The sequence below is a fragment of the Protofrankia sp. Cr2 genome (assembly GCF_963555885.1).
In the GTDB taxonomy this organism is placed as follows: Bacteria; Actinomycetota; Actinomycetes; order Frankiales; family Frankiaceae; genus Protofrankia.
In genome coordinates this window covers 35,622-52,190 of record NZ_CAUVXG010000034.1, presented here as the reverse complement: position 1 = coordinate 52,190, position 16,569 = coordinate 35,622, and the positions used below count along the sequence as shown (strand labels likewise).

The following is a 16,569-nucleotide window of genomic DNA, read 5'->3' as shown; positions in this document are numbered from 1 at the left end:
GTGGAAGGGGCGGACTTATCCGGGGGCGGAGGGTCGTCGGGTTCCCGGCGTCTGACCTGGGTGGCCCAGCAGACGGCGCCGCCCTGTTCCTGGCCAGCGATCTGTCGAGCTACATGACCGGCACCGTGCTCGAGGTCGCCGGCGGCACCGGGTCACCTGGCCGGGGTCGGCGGTGCGTCGCCCGTCGTCCGGCCGGCGAGGTAGCTGTCCTCGACGTCGGTGAGGCGCGAACGCAGCTCGTCCGCCGTGCCGGACATCTCGACCCGGCCCCGACGCAGCAGGTATGCCCGGTCCGCCACCTTCAGGACCTGGCTGACGTGCTGCTCGACCAGCAGTACCCCGACGCCGGAATCGGCCGCGGCCCGGACCGCCCGCAGCAGCCGGGCCACCACGAGCGGCGCGAGCCCGAGCGACAGCTCGTCGGCCAGCAGCAGCCGCGGGCCGCGGGCAAGCGCCCTGGCCAGGGTCAGCATCTGCTGCTCGCCACCGGAGAGCAGGCCCGCGGTGGTCTTCAGCTTCGCCTTCAGTTCCGGGAACAGCGCCAGCGCCTGGCCGACGTCGCAACGCCCGACCCGGAGATTCTCGGCCGTCGTCTGCCCCTTGAAAACCGATCGTTCTTCCGGTACCAGCGCGAGGCCGGCGGCCGCGCGCCGATGCAACGGCGCCCGGCTGGGGTGGCCGTCCACCAGCACGGTGCCGGACACCGGTCGAAGATCGCCGGCCAGCGTGAGAAGCGTCGTCGTCTTCCCGGCCCCGTTCGGGCCGAGCAGCGCGACGACCTCACCGGGTGCGACCGTGAGGTCGAGGTCCCGGACGACCGGGACACCCTCGTACCCGGCACACAGCCCTCGGGCCTCGACCAGTGTGGTCATCTTTTCCAGTCCTCCTTCTAGAGGACCAAAGGCTGCGCGATCATCGTTTTTCCGCGCGGCCGGAGGCCCATGTCCCGGATTCGCTGTCACAGTTGCCGGCACGGCGCCTGGAGCCGGCGCCGCTTCAGGCGGTGGCGAGGTTGCCGGTCACCGGCTCGGCCGCCGCCGACCCGTCCTCCTCGGCCGACCCGAGGTAAGCGGCGACGACCGCCGCGTTGCTACGGACCTCCGCCGGCGTCCCCTCGGCGATCTTCTTGCCGAAGTCGAGGACCACGACCTTGTCGGCCGTCTCCATCACCATCGCGACGTCGTGCTCGACCAGCAGTACACCCATGCCCCATTCGTCCGCGAGCCGGCGGATGAGGCGACCCAGCTCGGCGCTCTCCTGTTCGCCCAGGCCCGCGGCCGGCTCGTCGAGCAGCAGAACGGAGGGGGACGCGGCGACCGCGCGGGCGATCGCCACCAGCCGCCGGGTGCCATACGGGAGATCGCCGGGCTTCGACTCCAGCACGTCGCCGAGGTCCAGCTCCCCGACCGCGGCAACCGCCGCGGACGATAGCCGGCTCCTGCCCGGCCAGACCAGGTCGACCAGGTACGAGCGCCAGTCCTGATCGTCCGAAGCCGCGACGAGGTTGTCTCGGACGGTGATGTCCTCGAACAGCTCCAGGGACTGGAACGACCGCGACAGTCCTTCCCGCGCGCGCTGGTGCGCCGAGCGCCCCCGCAGCCGAACGTCGTCCAGACTGACCTCGCCCGAGGCGCGCACGAATCCGGTGACGGCGTCGATCAGAGTGGTCTTGCCCGCGCCGTTCGGACCAAGCAGCCCGACGACCTCGCCGGGGCGGACGTCGAGGTCGACGCCCGAGAGCGCCACGACGCCCCCGAACCGCACCGACAGGTCGCGCACCGTCAGAGTGCGACCGGGAACCCGGTGGCGCTGCCGTTCGGGGAGCGCGGGCACCGCGGCCGGCGCGGGCCGCAGCCGCTGCCACAGCAGTAGCACCGACTCGGCGACCGCGTGGGCGATGCCGTTGCGATTGAGTAGAATCGTGAGCAGCAGGATCACTCCACCGAACAGGTTGATCCACGCCAGGTTCGTGTCCGCGCCGAAGATCTCGACGATCGCCAGGCTGCCCACGCCACCGGCCGCCAGCAGCGAGCCCCACAGCGGGCCGCCGAGGTACCCGACGCCGCCGATCACGGCGATCAGTACGATGTTGATGGACGAGAAGGGGTCGAACGTGATCCCGTACAGCACTGTGTAGGACTGGAACGCGAGCAGGATGCCGGCGAGGCCGGCTACGCCTGCCGAGATGGCGAACGCGTAGAACTTGGTCGAGAAGATGTTGATCCCGAGCGCCGCGGCGGCGCGCTCATTCGTCCGTACCGCCAGCAGGCGCCGGCCGGTCCGACCCCGGCGGACGTTCGCGACGACGATCGCGGCGAGCACGAAGCTCAGCAGGCAGAACACGGCGTAGCGCTCGGGGTAGAGCAGCGGGTCGACGCTGATGCCGAAAATTTTCTGTGGGCCGACGGAAAGTCCGTCCTCGCCACCCGTCCACTCCGACCGCTGGAAGACCATCTGCTGGATCGCGAACCCGAGACCGAGCGTGACGACCGCGAGGTTGATGCCCCGGGTCCGCAGCGCCGGCAGCGCGAAGAGCAGCCCACCCACGATGGCGACGGCGATCCCGGCGAGCACGGCGGGCAGGAACGGCCAGTCGCTCTTGGCGACGAGCAGGCCGGTGGTGAGCGCGCCGACGCCGCCGAGGGCGACCTGGGCCAGCGAAAGCTGACCGGCCCAGCCGGTGAGCACCACCACGGACAGCGCGAACAGCGCGAAGGTGAGGGAGATCGTGGCCGCGATGACCCATTCCTCCGGCAGCACCTCGTGCAGCAGCACCCCCGCCACCCCAGTCATCACCGCGACCACCGGCAGGTTGACCCGCCCGCTCGTCGCGATCGCCGGCCGTTCCGCGACGAAGCTGCGCAACGGCAGTGAACGGCCGCGGACCACCAGGACCAGGATGATCGCGATGAACGGCACCGCGTCGACCGCGCCTGTGACCTTCACGTAGTTCGTGAACTCGCTCTGGGTGATGCCGATCGCCAGGCCGCCGAGAAGGACCAGCGGCATCGAACTGAAGCCACCGAGCAGCGCGGCCGCCAACGCGCCGATCAGGAGGAACGTGAAGGTGAGTACCGAAAGCCCGGTGATCGGGGCTATCAGCGCACCGGCGACGGCCGCCAGCGCGCCGCCGACCGCCCAGGTGAAGCAGGCCAGGCTGTCCGGCGACCAGCCCAGGGTGGCGGCGCCACGCTGGTTGGCGACCGCGGCGGAGATCGCCAGCCCCAGCGTGGTGAACCGGAGGGCCGCCCACAGGACCACTGTCACGACGACGGCGACGAGCAGGAGCAGCAGCCGGTCCTGCCCGACTTTGACGCCGATCAGCTCGACGCCCGAGGACGGCAGGGACGAGGTGACCTGCAGCAGGCTCGCGCCGCCGTAGCGGATCGTGGCCACGGACTGAAGGACGGCGAGCAGGCCGAGCGTCGCGATCACTCTGGTCAGCGGCGTCGCCGCCCGCAGCGGACGCATGATGACGAGCTGCACCGCCACCCCGGCAGCCGCCATTGCCACGGCCGCGACCACGAATGCCGGCACGGCGGGCCAACTGTGCAGGGCGCGCAGTTCGTAGACGATGTAGGCGCCGCCCATCGCGAACGCGCCGTGGGCGAAGTTGACGACACCAGATCCCCGGTAGATCAGGACGATGCCCTGCGCCAGCAGGGCGGTGATCGCCCCGGCGCCGAGACCGAGCAACGCGAACTGCAAGAACTCCTGCACGGCAAGCTCCGTGGTCGTGGTGGACGATCGTCGTCGGCGGCCGGGGTGGCGCACCCGGCGGGGGGCCGTGCATACGACCGGCGGGGGACCTGCCACCGGGCGCCGGGGTTGCGGGGCCGGCCGGCGCGTACCGGCCGGCCCCGCTCCGCTCAGGTCAGCGGCTTTCTCGTGTTGAGGTCCAGGCCCTTGAGCGGCGTCGCCGCGACGAACTTGCCGTCGACCAGCCGGAGGAAGAAGACCCGCGCGTTGCTGGCCCGCTCGAAGCCCGCCACCGAGCCCTTCGCGGACGGGGTCCATGCCGGGAGGATCCCGAACAGGTCGACGTCCTTCGCCGTGCCGAACGCCGCGAGAAGCGAGGACGGGGTGATCTCGCCGGTCACGCCCTTGGCGACCTGGGCCACGGCATGCACCGACAGCCAGGCTCGCAGGTTGGACGAGTTACGGATCTTTGCGTCCTTGTTCCCCGCCGTGGCCGCCGCGTCCATCTCCTTGGCGAACCGGGCGAGACCCGGGTACTCGGCAACCGCGCCGACCGGGGGGTAGGCCCCCACGATGAACAGGCGCTTCTCCTCGGACGCGGTGATCTGCGACAGCCCGTCTTGGATCTGTCCGTCGACGACGGCCAACGTGACGTTGGCGTTGGCCTGGTCGGCAGCCTTGATGAGGGCCAACGTCGCCTCGTTCGGCAGGATCGAGACGGCGGCCTGCGCGCCGGACCCGACGATCGCCTGGACCGCGGGGGCCAGGTCGGTCGAGGTCGCGCCGATCTTGATATCTTCCTTCACCTCCAGACCGGCGGCCTTGGCGCCTGCGGCCACGCCCTGGGAGTTGACGGCCGAGGCCGCGATGTCAAGCCGCACCGGCACCTCCGACTTGACGCCCTGGGAGAGCAGGCCGCCGGGCAGGCCGCCGAAGGCGAGCGCGGAGCCGGCGTCGAAGGGATAGCACGTCTCGCAGGAGTACTCCGCCGGGGTGACGCCGTTGAACCCGACGTATGGGATCTTGGCCGCCGCGAGGATCTCAGTGACCTGCTGGCCGTAGAGGGTGAAGGAACCGACGACGGCGACGGACTTGTCCTTGACGGCCTCGCGAGCGCACTTGGTCGAGTCGTTCGGGTCGTTGTTGTTGTTGCAAACCTTGATCTCGATCTGCTTGCCGTTGATCCCACCGGCGTCGTTGACCGCCGTGGCCGCCGCCCGTACCGCCGCCACGTTCCCAGGGAAGTTCGGTGTCTTGGTGTCCGTCGGGACCATGACGGTCAGCACGACCGAGTCAGCCGACGCGCTGGTGCCGCCGCCGCTGTCGTCCCCGCACGCGGAGAGGACGGCGGCGGCGACTAAGACTGCCAGCCCGCCCGTGGTAGCGAGCCGAGGGAGTCGCATCCAGAACCTCCATATGTGACCTACATCTCAAGCGCATGACGGTACGACAACGCTCTATTAACTGTCTAGAAAATTTTGTTTATTGCAGTAATTGCACTAAATTTGTCACCCCTCCTGACCAGGCCCGATACCGACCGGCGGCCAGCCAGAGCAGGTCGGTCAGGATCTCGCGGTTGTGCTCCCCGAGCAGCGCAGCGTGCCGCCGGCTCAGAACCCTCGGGCCGTTCGCGAGCCGGGCGGGCGCCCGCGATGGTGGGGTACGCGTCGAGGTCGGCCGTCGGCCCCGGCACCGTTACACCGGTTACTTGTTCTGCGAGCCCTGGTCCACCGGGACCACGATCCCGGTGACGTAGCGGGCCTCGTCCGAGGCGAGCCAGACCAGGGCGTTGGATACGTCGACCGGGTCGACCCACGGCTTGCCCATCGGCATGACGCGCGCGAACGCCGGCTTCGCGTCTTCCAGCGTCGGCGACTCCAGGTCTGGTCGGAACAGCTTCCAGGTGCCCTCGTTCGCGGTGACCATCGGCGTGCCGACCGTCCCCGGGCAGATCGCGTTCACCCGGATGCCCCGCGACGCCAGTTCGTTCGCCGCGGTCAGAGCGAGACCGATCACGCCGTGCTTCGAGGCGTTGTAGTCCGCGAGTCCGGCCGGGTTACGCAGGCCCGCGCCCGAGCTCGTCACGACGATGGACCCCCCGTTTCCGGCCGCCAGCATAAGAGGGATGCTGACGGCGAGCGTGTGGAAGACGCCGGTGAGGTTGACGGCGATGACGTCGTCCCACCCCCGCGAGGTCAACTCCCACAGCGGGCCGCCGGGCGGGCAGATACCGGCGTTCGCGGCGACGACATCGAGCCGGCCGCCGAGCTGCGCCACACCGTCGGCGACGGCCGCGGCGAGCGCCTCCCGGTCCCGTACGTCGACTTGGCGCGCGACAATGCGTCGGTCGAACTTCTCGACGCAGCGGACCGTCTCGTCCAAGTCGGCCTGGCTCGCCATCGCGTACGGGACGGTGTCGTACGACGCCAGCGCGTCGACGGCGATGACGTCGGCACCTTCCTCGGCCAGCCGCACCGCGTGCGACCGCCCCTGGCCTCTTCCCGCGCCGGTGACGAAGGCGATCTTGCCCTCGAGCCGTCCAGCCATGCGTTCGCTCCTGTCCAGAGGAAAGTCGGGATTCAGGCTCGCGTGTGGGTGTCGGCTGGGACGGTCAGCGGGAACCGGAACAGCGCCTCGGCATTACCATGCGTGATCGCCTCGACCTCGGCCTCCGGGACGCCGGCGAAGACCCCCTTGCAGGCCGCCTGGGTGTTCGGCCACGGGGTGTCGGCGTGCGGGTAGTCGCACTCGAACAGGATCCGGTCGGTGCCGAAGTAGTCCCGCGTCGTCAGGCCCCACGGTTCCTCGATCATGCAGAACCACATGTTCCGCTTGGCGATCTCGGACGGCTTCGTCGGGTCGAGGTGCGACCAGTAGCCGTGCCGCTCCCACTGGCGGTCGGCCCGTTCCAGCGCGGCCGGCAGCCAGCCGATGCCACCCTCGCTCCAGACCATCTTGATGTCGGGGAACTTGCGCGGGACCGGTGAGCACATCACGTTGACGGCGCACCGGGCCGCCTGGGTGAAGGCTGCGGCGATCTCGACGATGGGAGTGGTGCCCTGGTCGAGGGTGGACGACCCGGAGGACCCGATGTGCATGCAGATCGGCGTCCCGGATTCCTCGCACAGCCGCATCAGCGGGTGCCAGGTGTCGGTCTGCCAGGAGCCGACGCCGAGCGCGGCCGGGTCCTCGACGAAGCAGAGGGCTTTGGAGCCCTTCGCCAGCGTCCGTTCCATCTCGGCGACGGCGAGCGTGACGTCCCACAGCGGGACGATGGTCATGGGCACGAACATCTCGGGGGCGGCGGCGCACCACTCGTCCAGGATGAAGTCGTTCCACGCCTCGACGCAGACCTTCGCCAGGTCTTTGTCCTTGAAGGTGACGAACTTGCGCCCGCCGAAGCCCGGCAGCGTCGGGAAGTTCATGCTGGCGAAGATCCCATCGGCGCGCATGTCGACGGCGCGCGCGACCGGGTCGTAACAGCCGGGGATCATGTCGGCGAACCGCAGTGGCTCCAGCCCCCACTGCTCCCGGGGCTTGCCGGCCACGGCGTTGAGCCCCATGGTGCCCTGCCGAGTCCCCTCGTAGACCCAGAACTCGCGGCCGTCGGCCTCAACGACGTGCGGGGCCTCGTCTCGATAGCGGGCGGGGACACGGTCGGACCAGACGTGAGCCGGTTCGACGATGTGGTCGTCTACGCTGAACAGGGTGTACACGGCACCTCCTGTGATGTGGCAGTGACCTGTGATGAGGCAGTGACGCGACGGCCGGATGGCCGCTGCTTTGCGTAACAACCGATCGCACAACTGGGCGCTGACCGGTGCCGGCCGGCGCTCGCCGCCGAGCCTTGGCTGGCCCGATCCCGGCTACCAGGCACTGCCGGCACCACCCGGACGGGTGCCGATCACACCGTCGCGGTCCAGAGCGTCGACCTCGTCGGCGGCCAGCCCGAGCAGGTCGGTGAGGATTTCGCGGTTGTGCTCCCCGAGCAGCGGAGCGTGTCGCCGGTTGAGAACCCTCGGGCCGTTCGCGAGCCGCGCGGGATAGCCCGAAAAGACATGGGCCCCGGTCACCGGATGGTCGACGGTCTCCCAGAACCCGCGGTCACGCAGGTGCTCGATGTCGCCCGGCTCGTGTTGCTGGAGCATCTTGGCGGCCGGCACCCCGGCCGCGACGAAGGCGTCCACGACCTCGTCCGACGACCGTCGGGCGCACCACGCGGCGAGCCCGGCGTCGATGCGGTCGTGCGCCGCCCGCCGGCCGTCCCGGGTCGCGAGCGCGGGGTCACTCCTCCAGTCCGGGGCGCCGAGGACCGTACACAGCGCCGCCCACTGGTCATCGGTCTCGACCGAGATGACCACCCACCGGTCGGACTCCCCGGTGATGGGCAGCGGGTCGGCGGTCCGGTAGGCGCCCTGCGGCGCGGCCCAGGGCGATCGGTTGCCCGACCGCGTCAGCAGCGCGCCGTAGGCCGAGTGCTCGATGACGGGTTCGGCGGCGATGTTCAGCGCGCCCCCGATCATCGGGGCCTCCACCAGCATGCCCTCGCCGGTCCGCCGCCGGTGCTCCAAGGCGAGCAGCAGGGCCAACGCCCCGTGGTTGCCGGCGACGGGGTCCATCGGGCCGTTGGGGATCTCCGGGGGAGCGTCCGGCCACCCGGTCATCCACGCCATGCCCGCGGCCATCTCCACGGTCTGGGCGTACCCCGCGCGGTCCCGCCACGGACCGGTTAGACCGAACGCCGGGGCGCGGACCATGATGATGTCCGGCCGGATCTTCCTGATCTCGTCGTAGTCGAGGCCCCATGACTCGAATACCCGGGCGCTGAAATTCTCGACGATGACGTCGCACTCCGCGACGAGTCGGCGGGCGAGGTCGCGGCCTCGCTCGCTTGCCATGTCAAGGGCCAGGCTACGTTTGCCCGTGTTAGGACCCTGGAACAACGGCGACCACTCCCACCACTGGTCTTCCTTCATCGAGACCAGGGTGTTGAACCGCATCGCGTCCGGGCGCGCGGGCGACTCCACGTGGATCACATCCGCGCCGAACATGGCCAGGATGTGCCCGATCACCGGGCCGGACCAGTTCGCGGTGAAATCGGCGACCCGCAGCCCGGCGAACGGCGCTTCGCCGGGGTCCCCGGTGGGGGTCGCCGGGGCCGGTGAGCGGGGCACGCCGGCGCGAGCCAGGTAGGCGGAGGTGTGCTCGCCGAGCCGCGGCGGCGCCTGCGCCGCCCGTCTGCTGGCGTTCCCGTGAAAGGTGTACGGGACGTCGGGCTGGAGGAACCCGTCGCGCGGGTTGCGGACGTACCAGTCGCGTGTCGTGAACTGCTCGAAGCGCGGGGTCGTCGTCGGCGTGGCGACCTCGGCGACCGGGACGCGCAGCGCGTCCGCGAGCTCTAGGACCTCATCCGTGGTGTGCCGGGCCAGCCAACCGTCGATGGCGCCGACCAACTCGGCGCGACGGCTGTTACGGACGTTCATCAGTCCCAGCGAGGCGTCATCGAGCCAGTCCGGTTGGTTGACCAGGGCGCAGAAGTCGAGCCACTGTTGGCCGGTGACGACCATGAAACCGACGAAGCCGTCCTTGGTGGCGTGAATCGCCGGCAGGTTCATCATCCGGTTGACCCGCATCGGCCGGCCGGCCATCGAGTTGAAGGTCACCGGGTACATCGTCACCGTGGACAGCAGCGCCTCGTAGGCGGAGACGTCCACCACCTCCCCCACCCCGGTCCGCAGCGAACGCCACCGCGACGCCAGCAGCCCCACCGCGGCGCTCGTCCCGGCCGCCCAGTCCCCGAGCCGGCCACCCTGGACGACAGGCGGTCGCTCGCGGTCTCCTCGCGTCATCGGCCCGCCGGCCATCGCCTGCAGCGTGGCCTCGGTGACCGGACGGTCGGCCCAGGGCCCGTCCAGACCAAACGGAGTGATCGCGCAGACCGTGACGTGCGGGGCCAGGTCGGCGAGCGCTGACGGCGACAACGCGGGCGACGCGGTGAGCCGGGAACCGGGTGACCACACGACCGCGTCCGCGGCGGCGACCAGCCCGCGCACCACATCCAGATCACCCGGCTTGGCCGGGTCGGCGACCACACTGCGCTTGGAGCAGGCGAGGTACGAGAACAACGCACCGTCCTCGCGGTCACCGATGGCCGCTCCGCTGGCCGACCACCGGCGCAGCGGGTCACCCTCGGGGGTCTCGATCTTCACAACCTCGGCGCCACCGTCGGCGAGGACCTTGGTGCAGTAGGCCCCGGCGATCCCAGTGGACAGGTCCACCACGAAATACCCGTCCAGCGGGTACCGGTCCGTAGGCGCGGTTGACATCCGTTACCCCACCACTTCGGAGGTCACCGACGGGTTCTCAGGCATCGGAGGCCACAGTTTCCGGATCATGCAAAAGGCGATGAGATCATGTTCTTCTCTCATCGCCGGAGGCCACAGTTCCCGGATCGCTAACCGCGTGGACACAGCGACCTCCTGATGATCCGGATCGATCCGAGTAACCGTAGGGATATTTAAATTAACGATTTAGTTACACAGAATCGTAGAGCTATATGACGTATATCACAAGCGGTTAATCGAGGTGCGCTGCGGTCGGTGCCGCTCGGGGCGTCCGGTCACCGCGCCGCTTGCCAGTCATCGACACTCACGTCAAAATACCGAAAGCGCGTCAAATAACAAGCCGTTCCGACCAGAGCGGCAGTGATCATATTTTGGAGGCAACGGAGCGATGCCGGCGAAGCCTGGCGAGACGCCGACCGGTGGCGGGACCGGCAAGAGGGTGCGGCGCGGGCTGGTCGAAGCGCAGGTACGCGACATCGCGGCCGAGGTCTTCGCGGCGAAGGGTGTCGCCGGCACGAGACTCCAGGACATCGCCGACGCCCTGGGAACCAGCCGCACCGCGCTCTACCACTACTATCCCGGCAAGGATGAGCTTCTCGGTGCCCTGGTCGAAGAGCTCTCCCGGGAGGCGATGGCCGTCCTGCGCGCCGTCGTCGAGTGGACCGAGACCGCCGACCCGGCCGAGCAGGTACGCATCGTGGTCCGCGACCTGGTGCGCCTGTACATAGACCGGCCGCCGCGGGCGCGCCTCCTCGAGCGGGCCCTCCAGGATCTCCCCCCCGCGGTCGACCAGACGATCCGTGCTCTCAACCGGGAGTTCTTCCGGGAACTCGCCGCGCTGATCCGCGGCGGCATCGAGGCCGGCGTCTTCGCCGATCTGGACGAGCGGGTGGCCGCCCACACGATCGCCGGGATGACCAGGTCGGTGTCGTGGTGGTTCGACCCCGCTGGGCCGCGGACGGCCGACGCCGTCGCGGACCAGATCGCCCACATGGCCGTGAGCAGCCTGCTCGTATCACCGGCCGGCCGAGCCGCTCCGGCGGCGATGCGCGAATCCGTCACCCGGCTGCGGGCCGAGCTGGACGTACTGGAACGGGCATTGACCCCGTCGACCGAAAGGACTTCGCAGGATGACTGCTGACCTCCCGACAATGCCTTACCTACCCCTGTCCGGCGTCCGCGTACTGGACCTCGGGATACTGATCCCGCCCGCGCTGGCCGGCAACAAACTCGTCGCGCTCGGCGCCGACGTCGTCAAGGTCGAGCAGGCCGGCCGGGGCGACCGCATCCGGGCGGTGCCGCCACTCGCCGAAGACGGCGAGAGCTCCCAGCACATGGGCTACAACTGGGGTAAGCGCAGCATCACACTCGATCTCCGGCGACACGACGACCTGGAGACCTTCTTCGCCTTGGCGAACGTCGCCGACGTCATCCTCGAAAACCAGCTTCCCGGCTTCTGGGCCAGGCTCGGGATCGATTTCGCCGAACTCCGCAGGCGCCGTCCGGCACTGATCGTCTGCTCCCTGACCGGGTTCGGTCAGACCGGGCCGCTCGCCCAGCTACCGTCCCACGGGCTCAACATGGACGCACTCGCGGACAGCGTCGTCGTCGAATGGCGCGACGGCGAACCGCACCTTGGCTGGTCCTTTACGAGTTGGGGCAACGAACTCGGCGCGGCGAACGCCGCGATGGCGATCTGCGCGGCCTTGGCGGAGGTCCGCGGCGGCGGCCAGGGCGCCTGGATCGACATCTCCTGCTGGGACGCGCTCGTCGAGGCCCACCGCACCGACATCCTGCTCACGACCCGCACCGGCGTGGTCGCGAACGCTCACAAGCGCGGGCTCGGCCCGCTCTACGACACCTATCTCTCCCAGGACGGGAAGGCTGTCCTCCTCGGTGCCCTCGAACGGAAGTTCTGGATCAATTTCTGCGTCGGCGTGGACCGCGAGGACCTGATCGACCTCCACACCGGAGCCGAGATCGACTTCGGTCCCACCGACCAGAAGCTGCGGGAGGAACTGAGGCCCATCTTCGCCGCCGCGACGGCCGAGGAGTGGGACCGCCGGTTCCTGGCCTGGGACTGCCCCGGCGCGACCGTGCTCGAGACCCCGGACATCATGCGGCATCCCCATTTCGCCGCGCGGGAGCTCCTTGAAGGCCAACCGGGCACGTGGCCGTTGATGCGCAGCGCGATCCGCTGGCACCACACCGGTGAACGCGCCGGCGCCGGGCTCACCCCACCCCCCGCGCTCGGTGAACACAACGAGGCCATCCGCGTGGACTGGATCGGTAGGTAGTCCGCGATGCCCGAGGTGAAGATTCCACACTCACTTGACGCCTATACCTGGACGCCACTCACCGAGGAACCGCCCGTCACGGACGCCGTGAAAGGCGTGCTGAGTAAATGCTGGGAGCTGCGCGGCGTGTAGGCCGCAGCCCAACCACAAAGAACGCGGGCACTACTGGCCTCTTCAGTATGGGCCGCCTGTTATGTCGAGGCACGTCTGTGCTGCCGCTCTGTTTGCCGACCTACGCCACGGCGCCGGCCCCGGCTGCGCCGGCAGCGTTCACCAGCGCGGCGACCGTCGTCGCGACCGCCGGCTCGCGCTCCCCGATCATGCATCCCTCCGGCCGTCACGTTGTCGGCCCCGCTCGGCCTTATCCTTAAGATAGTTGATAATTAATCAAGGTGACAGTGGCGCAGGTATCCGTAACAGGCGTGTCTGGGGAGGAATCGTGCAGAGGAAGTGGTGGACGCTGACGGCGGTCTGCATCGGCGTCTTCATGCTGCTGCTCGAAGTCAAGCCCTGCTGGCCTACCAAGGGCTGACCTGCGAAGCTGTGACGCTGTGCAGCGTGCCAGCGATCAATGACCCGAACCGACCAGTCCATTATGACCGCGTGCGGTGGCTTCCGAGCTGCACGGCGATCTTGCACGACAACTGTGGTTGTCGCATGGCAGACGACGCGCTCACGGCCACGCTCGGCGCGCTGACTGACGCGAGCGAACGGGCCCGGTCGGTCGAAGCGGAGATTCGGACGCTCGCGGCGCGGGCTGCCACCGAGGGAGCGAACTACGGCGATATCGGCCGCGCGCTCGGGATCACGCGGCAGGGGGCGCGCAAGCGGTTCCCGCAACTCTTCGATGCGGGACGCCCAGCGACAACCGAGGTTGTCGTTCCGGCTGAGCCGGGCGCGTCACGCGACTCCGACCGGCCGGAGCGTGCCGCCTCCCGGCCAGCCACGGCAGACCGGCCGCGTGCGCGGCCCGCGCGGGCGCGCTCTGTGGCGTCGGCGATGGACAAGGCCATGGCCGCCGCCGTGGCCATGACCGAGCACGCCGGCTACACCTTGGAACGGATCGAGACCGGTTACCGCGTCATCGTCGATGGCGTGGAGTGCGGCATCCTGCGTCCCGACTACACGGGCACCACCACGAACCGGCCGCGCGGTTGGCTCCCGCTGGAACCGGGACTCGTCTCGGTCTTCCCGGCGGGACGCAGCTACCGGACCCGCGACGAAGCCGTCAGGCATCTCCTCACTGACCTACGTCACCGCGCCAAGCAGCGGCGGAGCAGGCGCGGCGAGGTTCCGCGCTGACGGTCCGGCACGGTCATCTCGTGACGGCGTATCGACAACCAGAGTTGTCGCGCATTCACGCTGGCCCTGCGTACTCCAGTCGCGGGAAGACGGGCCTTGGCTCGGCGACGGTCGGGCCGCCGTTCCCGCACTGGTCGGTTATCTTCGCTGCGGCGTCCGGGAGGAACGGATTCAGATGCTCGGCCAATGATCGGCAGGTAAGTACGAGTTCGGCGAGGGCCGCGTCCAGCGGACCTGTAGGCACGCTTTCCTTGCGTTCCGCCTTGGCGAGCGTCCAGGGGGCGACGGCTTCGACGTAGCGGTTGCCCTCATCGGCGATTCGTACGATTGCTTCCGCGGCGCGGCGGAAGTCGAACAGCGCCAGTGCGGCGTCGATCTGTTCGGTTGCCACGTCCCGAGCGGCGCGCAGCGCGGTGGCTGCCGGGTCCTCCTGCGCGTATTCGGGGACGACACCCTGACGGTAGCGCTGCACCATGGACACGGTGCGGTTGACCAGGTTTCCGATGTTGTTCGCGAGATCCTCGTTGGCCCGGTTGACCAGCCGTTCATCCGTGTAGTCCGTGTCTCCCGCGCGGGCGACCTCGCGCAGCATCCACCAGCGCAGTGCGTCCGTGCCGTACCGGGCCACGATGTCAGCAGGGTCCGCCGCGTTCCCCGCAGACTTACTGATCTTCGCACCTCCGGCCGTGAGGTATTCATGCACGAAGATGGTGTCCGGCAGCGTGAGACCGGCAGACAGCAACATCGCTGGCCAGTACACAGCGTGAAAGCGGATGATCCCTTTACCGATCACGTGAACGCGCCGGTCGGCGTCGGTCCACCAGTGACGGAACGATGCCTCGTCGTGCCCGTAGCCGGGCGCGGTGATGTAGTTCGCGAGCGCATCGAACCAGACGTAGATCACCTGGTCAGGGTCGTCTGGCACCGGAATGCCCCAGCCCCGGGCACGTGCCATGCTCCGCGAGACGCTGAAGTCCTCCAGCCCTGACCGCACGAACGACAGCACCTCACGCTTGCGCGACGCGGGTTCGATCTTCAGCGTGTCGCTGGCAATCAGGGACTCAAGCTGCTCGGAGTAGCGGCTCAGCCGGAAAAACCAGTTGTTCTCCTCGACCGTCTCGGGCACGGTGCCGTGCTCCGAGCAACGGCCGTCCACCAACTCGTCCGGCGAGTAGAACAGCTCACAGCCGACGCAGTAGAGGCCAGAGTAGGTCTTGCGGTAGAAGTCGCCACGTTCGGCGCATGCCGCCCACAGCCTGTCAACGCCGGGACGATGGCGTGGGTCGGAACTGGTCTTGATGAAGTCGTCGTAGGAGAGGTTCAGTGAGTCCCGCAGGCTCCCGAACCGGGCCGCTACGCGGTCGACGTACTCCTGAGGAGTGATGCCCTCGGCTTCCGCACCTTGGACGTTCTTCAGGGCGTTGTCATCGGTACCCGTCTGAAAACGCACGTCATCGCCGCGCTGGCGACGGTGCCGCGCGAGCACGTCAGTCTGGATCATCTCAAGGGCGTGGCCGACGTGCGGCCTGCCGTTGACGTACGGAATAGCTGTCGTCACGAAGAAACGACCCATCACAGCCCCTCACGCCCCGGGGCTGGTCGTCCGCGCCGGAAGGAGGCGCCGGGACTCCCCGGGGCCTCCTCGTCTGACCGGTCAGGACACGCGAAGGAGGCCGGAGATGCGCATCATCCGGCCTGAAGTCGCCATACGAGCGACGATCAACCTTCGCACGTACCCGATGCTACACGGCGCGACTCGGCCGACGCCGCACCATGTCCGGCCGGCGGCCAAGGGTCGCCGATCACGCGCGACACGGCGTAGCCGACGTTGCCAAGCCCGAATCGATCAACGACAGATTGTCGCTGAAAGTAGCCATCTAAGTGTAGATGAGTAAAAGCCTGTATGCGACGGGTGTTGCCGCTGTTACCTTCCCGTGTTGGAAGGAATCGTTCCACTTCGCCGGTTGTGAGCGCGAGAGGGCGGGTTGGCATGGAGCACGACTACTCAGTCGAGGGCTTCGTCAACGAGCGTTTCGTCAACGGACACGGCACGGGAAAGATCGATCCGAAGACCGGTACCAGCGAAATGGAGGTGACCTTCACCTCGCTCCCGGACGGCTGGGACCCACGGACGATCGTGCTCATGTGCTGCGATCGGGCGCTGGTGATGGCCTCCCGGGAGGTTGGCGGCGCGACCAGCATCCGTCGTGCCTCAGGCGGTTGGCTGTCCATCGGGCGTCACCTGCACGACGGCGGCCGAGACAGCGTCATGTACGACGACGCCGGCCAGATTCTCGCGCGCGTCCGCGCGACGTCCGAGACAGACTTCCGGGGCACGACGAGGTTCGACCGGTCGCGCATCGAAGCGGGCGTCTCGCATCTGCGACCGGGGCGGAACGGCATCGCGGAGATTCCCGCCTTTGACGGCGTCATGATGCAGGCCGGGCCAAGGCTGGTGACCGTTTCCACCCGCTTCAGCGCCACGCTGGAGGACGGCACGGCCATGTACGGGCGCACGTTCTACCCGCACTACCTGCCGGCTCAGGCCGCGCCTGTGCCCTACTACCAGATCCTCCGCGTCGAATCGGTGACGCAGGAACTGGACGGGAACCGGTTGTACTCGCGCGTCGTTTCGTCGGTGCTACGGTCGAATTCGTGTCGCCCCCCGTTGGTAACTGCGACCTTGAGGAGTCCACCGTCGAACAGGTGTAGTCGGTAGATCAACAGCGCTTTCTTGAACTGGCCGCGCCCGTAGACGAATTTCATCTCACGTACGTCGGACCAGGCTACCGGCCGATGGATTCCGCTCTTGCTGTGGATAATTCCGTTCCTGAAGAGATAGTAGATCCATGTGCCCCGGAACAAGCGGAAGAAGCCGGCCAGCAGATAGAACAGGCCGAACATGAGGAGGCCCCGCGCGAAGTCGG

11 protein-coding genes are annotated in these 16,569 nt (G+C 68.6%); 4 read left to right on the top strand and 7 right to left on the bottom strand.

Annotated elements, in window-relative coordinates; genetic code table 11:
* Positions 1-152 precede the first annotated feature (152 nt).
* The 6 genes from U9978_RS15955 to U9978_RS15930 form a co-directional block, all read right to left on the bottom strand.
* Entirely contained in the window at positions 153-872 is a 720-nt protein-coding gene (locus U9978_RS15955; protein WP_322761921.1) for an ABC transporter ATP-binding protein, read from the bottom strand.
* A gap of 124 nt (positions 873-996) precedes the next feature.
* Positions 997-3,720, bottom strand: coding sequence for a branched-chain amino acid ABC transporter permease/ATP-binding protein (locus tag U9978_RS15950; RefSeq protein ID WP_322761920.1), 2,724 nt, complete (start codon positions 3,718-3,720; stop codon positions 997-999).
* A 149-nt stretch (positions 3,721-3,869) separates the two neighbouring features.
* On the bottom strand, positions 3,870-5,102 hold the full coding sequence (locus U9978_RS15945; RefSeq protein WP_322761919.1) for an ABC transporter substrate-binding protein: 1,233 nt from the start codon (positions 5,100-5,102) through the stop codon (positions 3,870-3,872).
* A 301-nt stretch (positions 5,103-5,403) separates the two neighbouring features.
* Entirely contained in the window at positions 5,404-6,246 is an 843-nt protein-coding gene (locus U9978_RS15940) for a mycofactocin-coupled SDR family oxidoreductase (protein WP_322761918.1), read from the bottom strand.
* Positions 6,247-6,278: 32 nt separating this feature from the next.
* Positions 6,279-7,415, bottom strand: coding sequence for an amidohydrolase family protein (locus U9978_RS15935; RefSeq protein ID WP_322761917.1), 1,137 nt, complete (start codon positions 7,413-7,415; stop codon positions 6,279-6,281).
* Between the two features lie 150 nt (positions 7,416-7,565).
* Positions 7,566-10,025, bottom strand: a complete 2,460-nt coding sequence (locus tag U9978_RS15930) for a CoA transferase (RefSeq protein ID WP_322761916.1) — start codon at positions 10,023-10,025, stop codon at positions 7,566-7,568.
* A gap of 406 nt (positions 10,026-10,431) precedes the next feature.
* On the opposite strand from U9978_RS15930, the gene U9978_RS15925 reads away from it, so the two are divergent.
* From U9978_RS15925 to U9978_RS15915, 3 genes are all read left to right on the top strand, one after another.
* Entirely contained in the window at positions 10,432-11,184 is a 753-nt protein-coding gene (locus tag U9978_RS15925; RefSeq protein WP_322761915.1) for a TetR/AcrR family transcriptional regulator, read from the top strand.
* The gene (locus U9978_RS15920) at positions 11,174-12,340 is read left to right on the top strand and encodes a CaiB/BaiF CoA-transferase family protein (RefSeq protein ID WP_322761914.1); all 1,167 of its coding nucleotides are present in this window, start codon (positions 11,174-11,176) and stop codon (positions 12,338-12,340) included. The genes U9978_RS15925 and U9978_RS15920 overlap by 11 nt, the downstream gene beginning before the upstream one ends.
* Positions 12,341-12,997: 657 nt before the next feature.
* Entirely contained in the window at positions 12,998-13,642 is a 645-nt protein-coding gene (locus U9978_RS15915; protein ID WP_322761913.1) for a hypothetical protein, read from the top strand.
* A gap of 55 nt (positions 13,643-13,697) precedes the next feature.
* Here the strand turns inward: U9978_RS15915 and U9978_RS15910 are convergent, their stop codons facing one another.
* Positions 13,698-15,215, bottom strand: coding sequence for a methionine--tRNA ligase (locus U9978_RS15910; protein ID WP_322761912.1), 1,518 nt, complete (start codon positions 15,213-15,215; stop codon positions 13,698-13,700).
* Positions 15,216-15,632: 417 nt separating this feature from the next.
* Between U9978_RS15910 and U9978_RS15905 the strand changes: the two genes are divergently transcribed.
* Positions 15,633-16,361 (top strand): hypothetical protein, encoded by a 729-nt coding sequence (locus tag U9978_RS15905; protein WP_322761911.1) that lies wholly within the window; start codon positions 15,633-15,635, stop codon positions 16,359-16,361.
* The last annotated feature ends 208 nt before the right edge of the window (positions 16,362-16,569 follow it).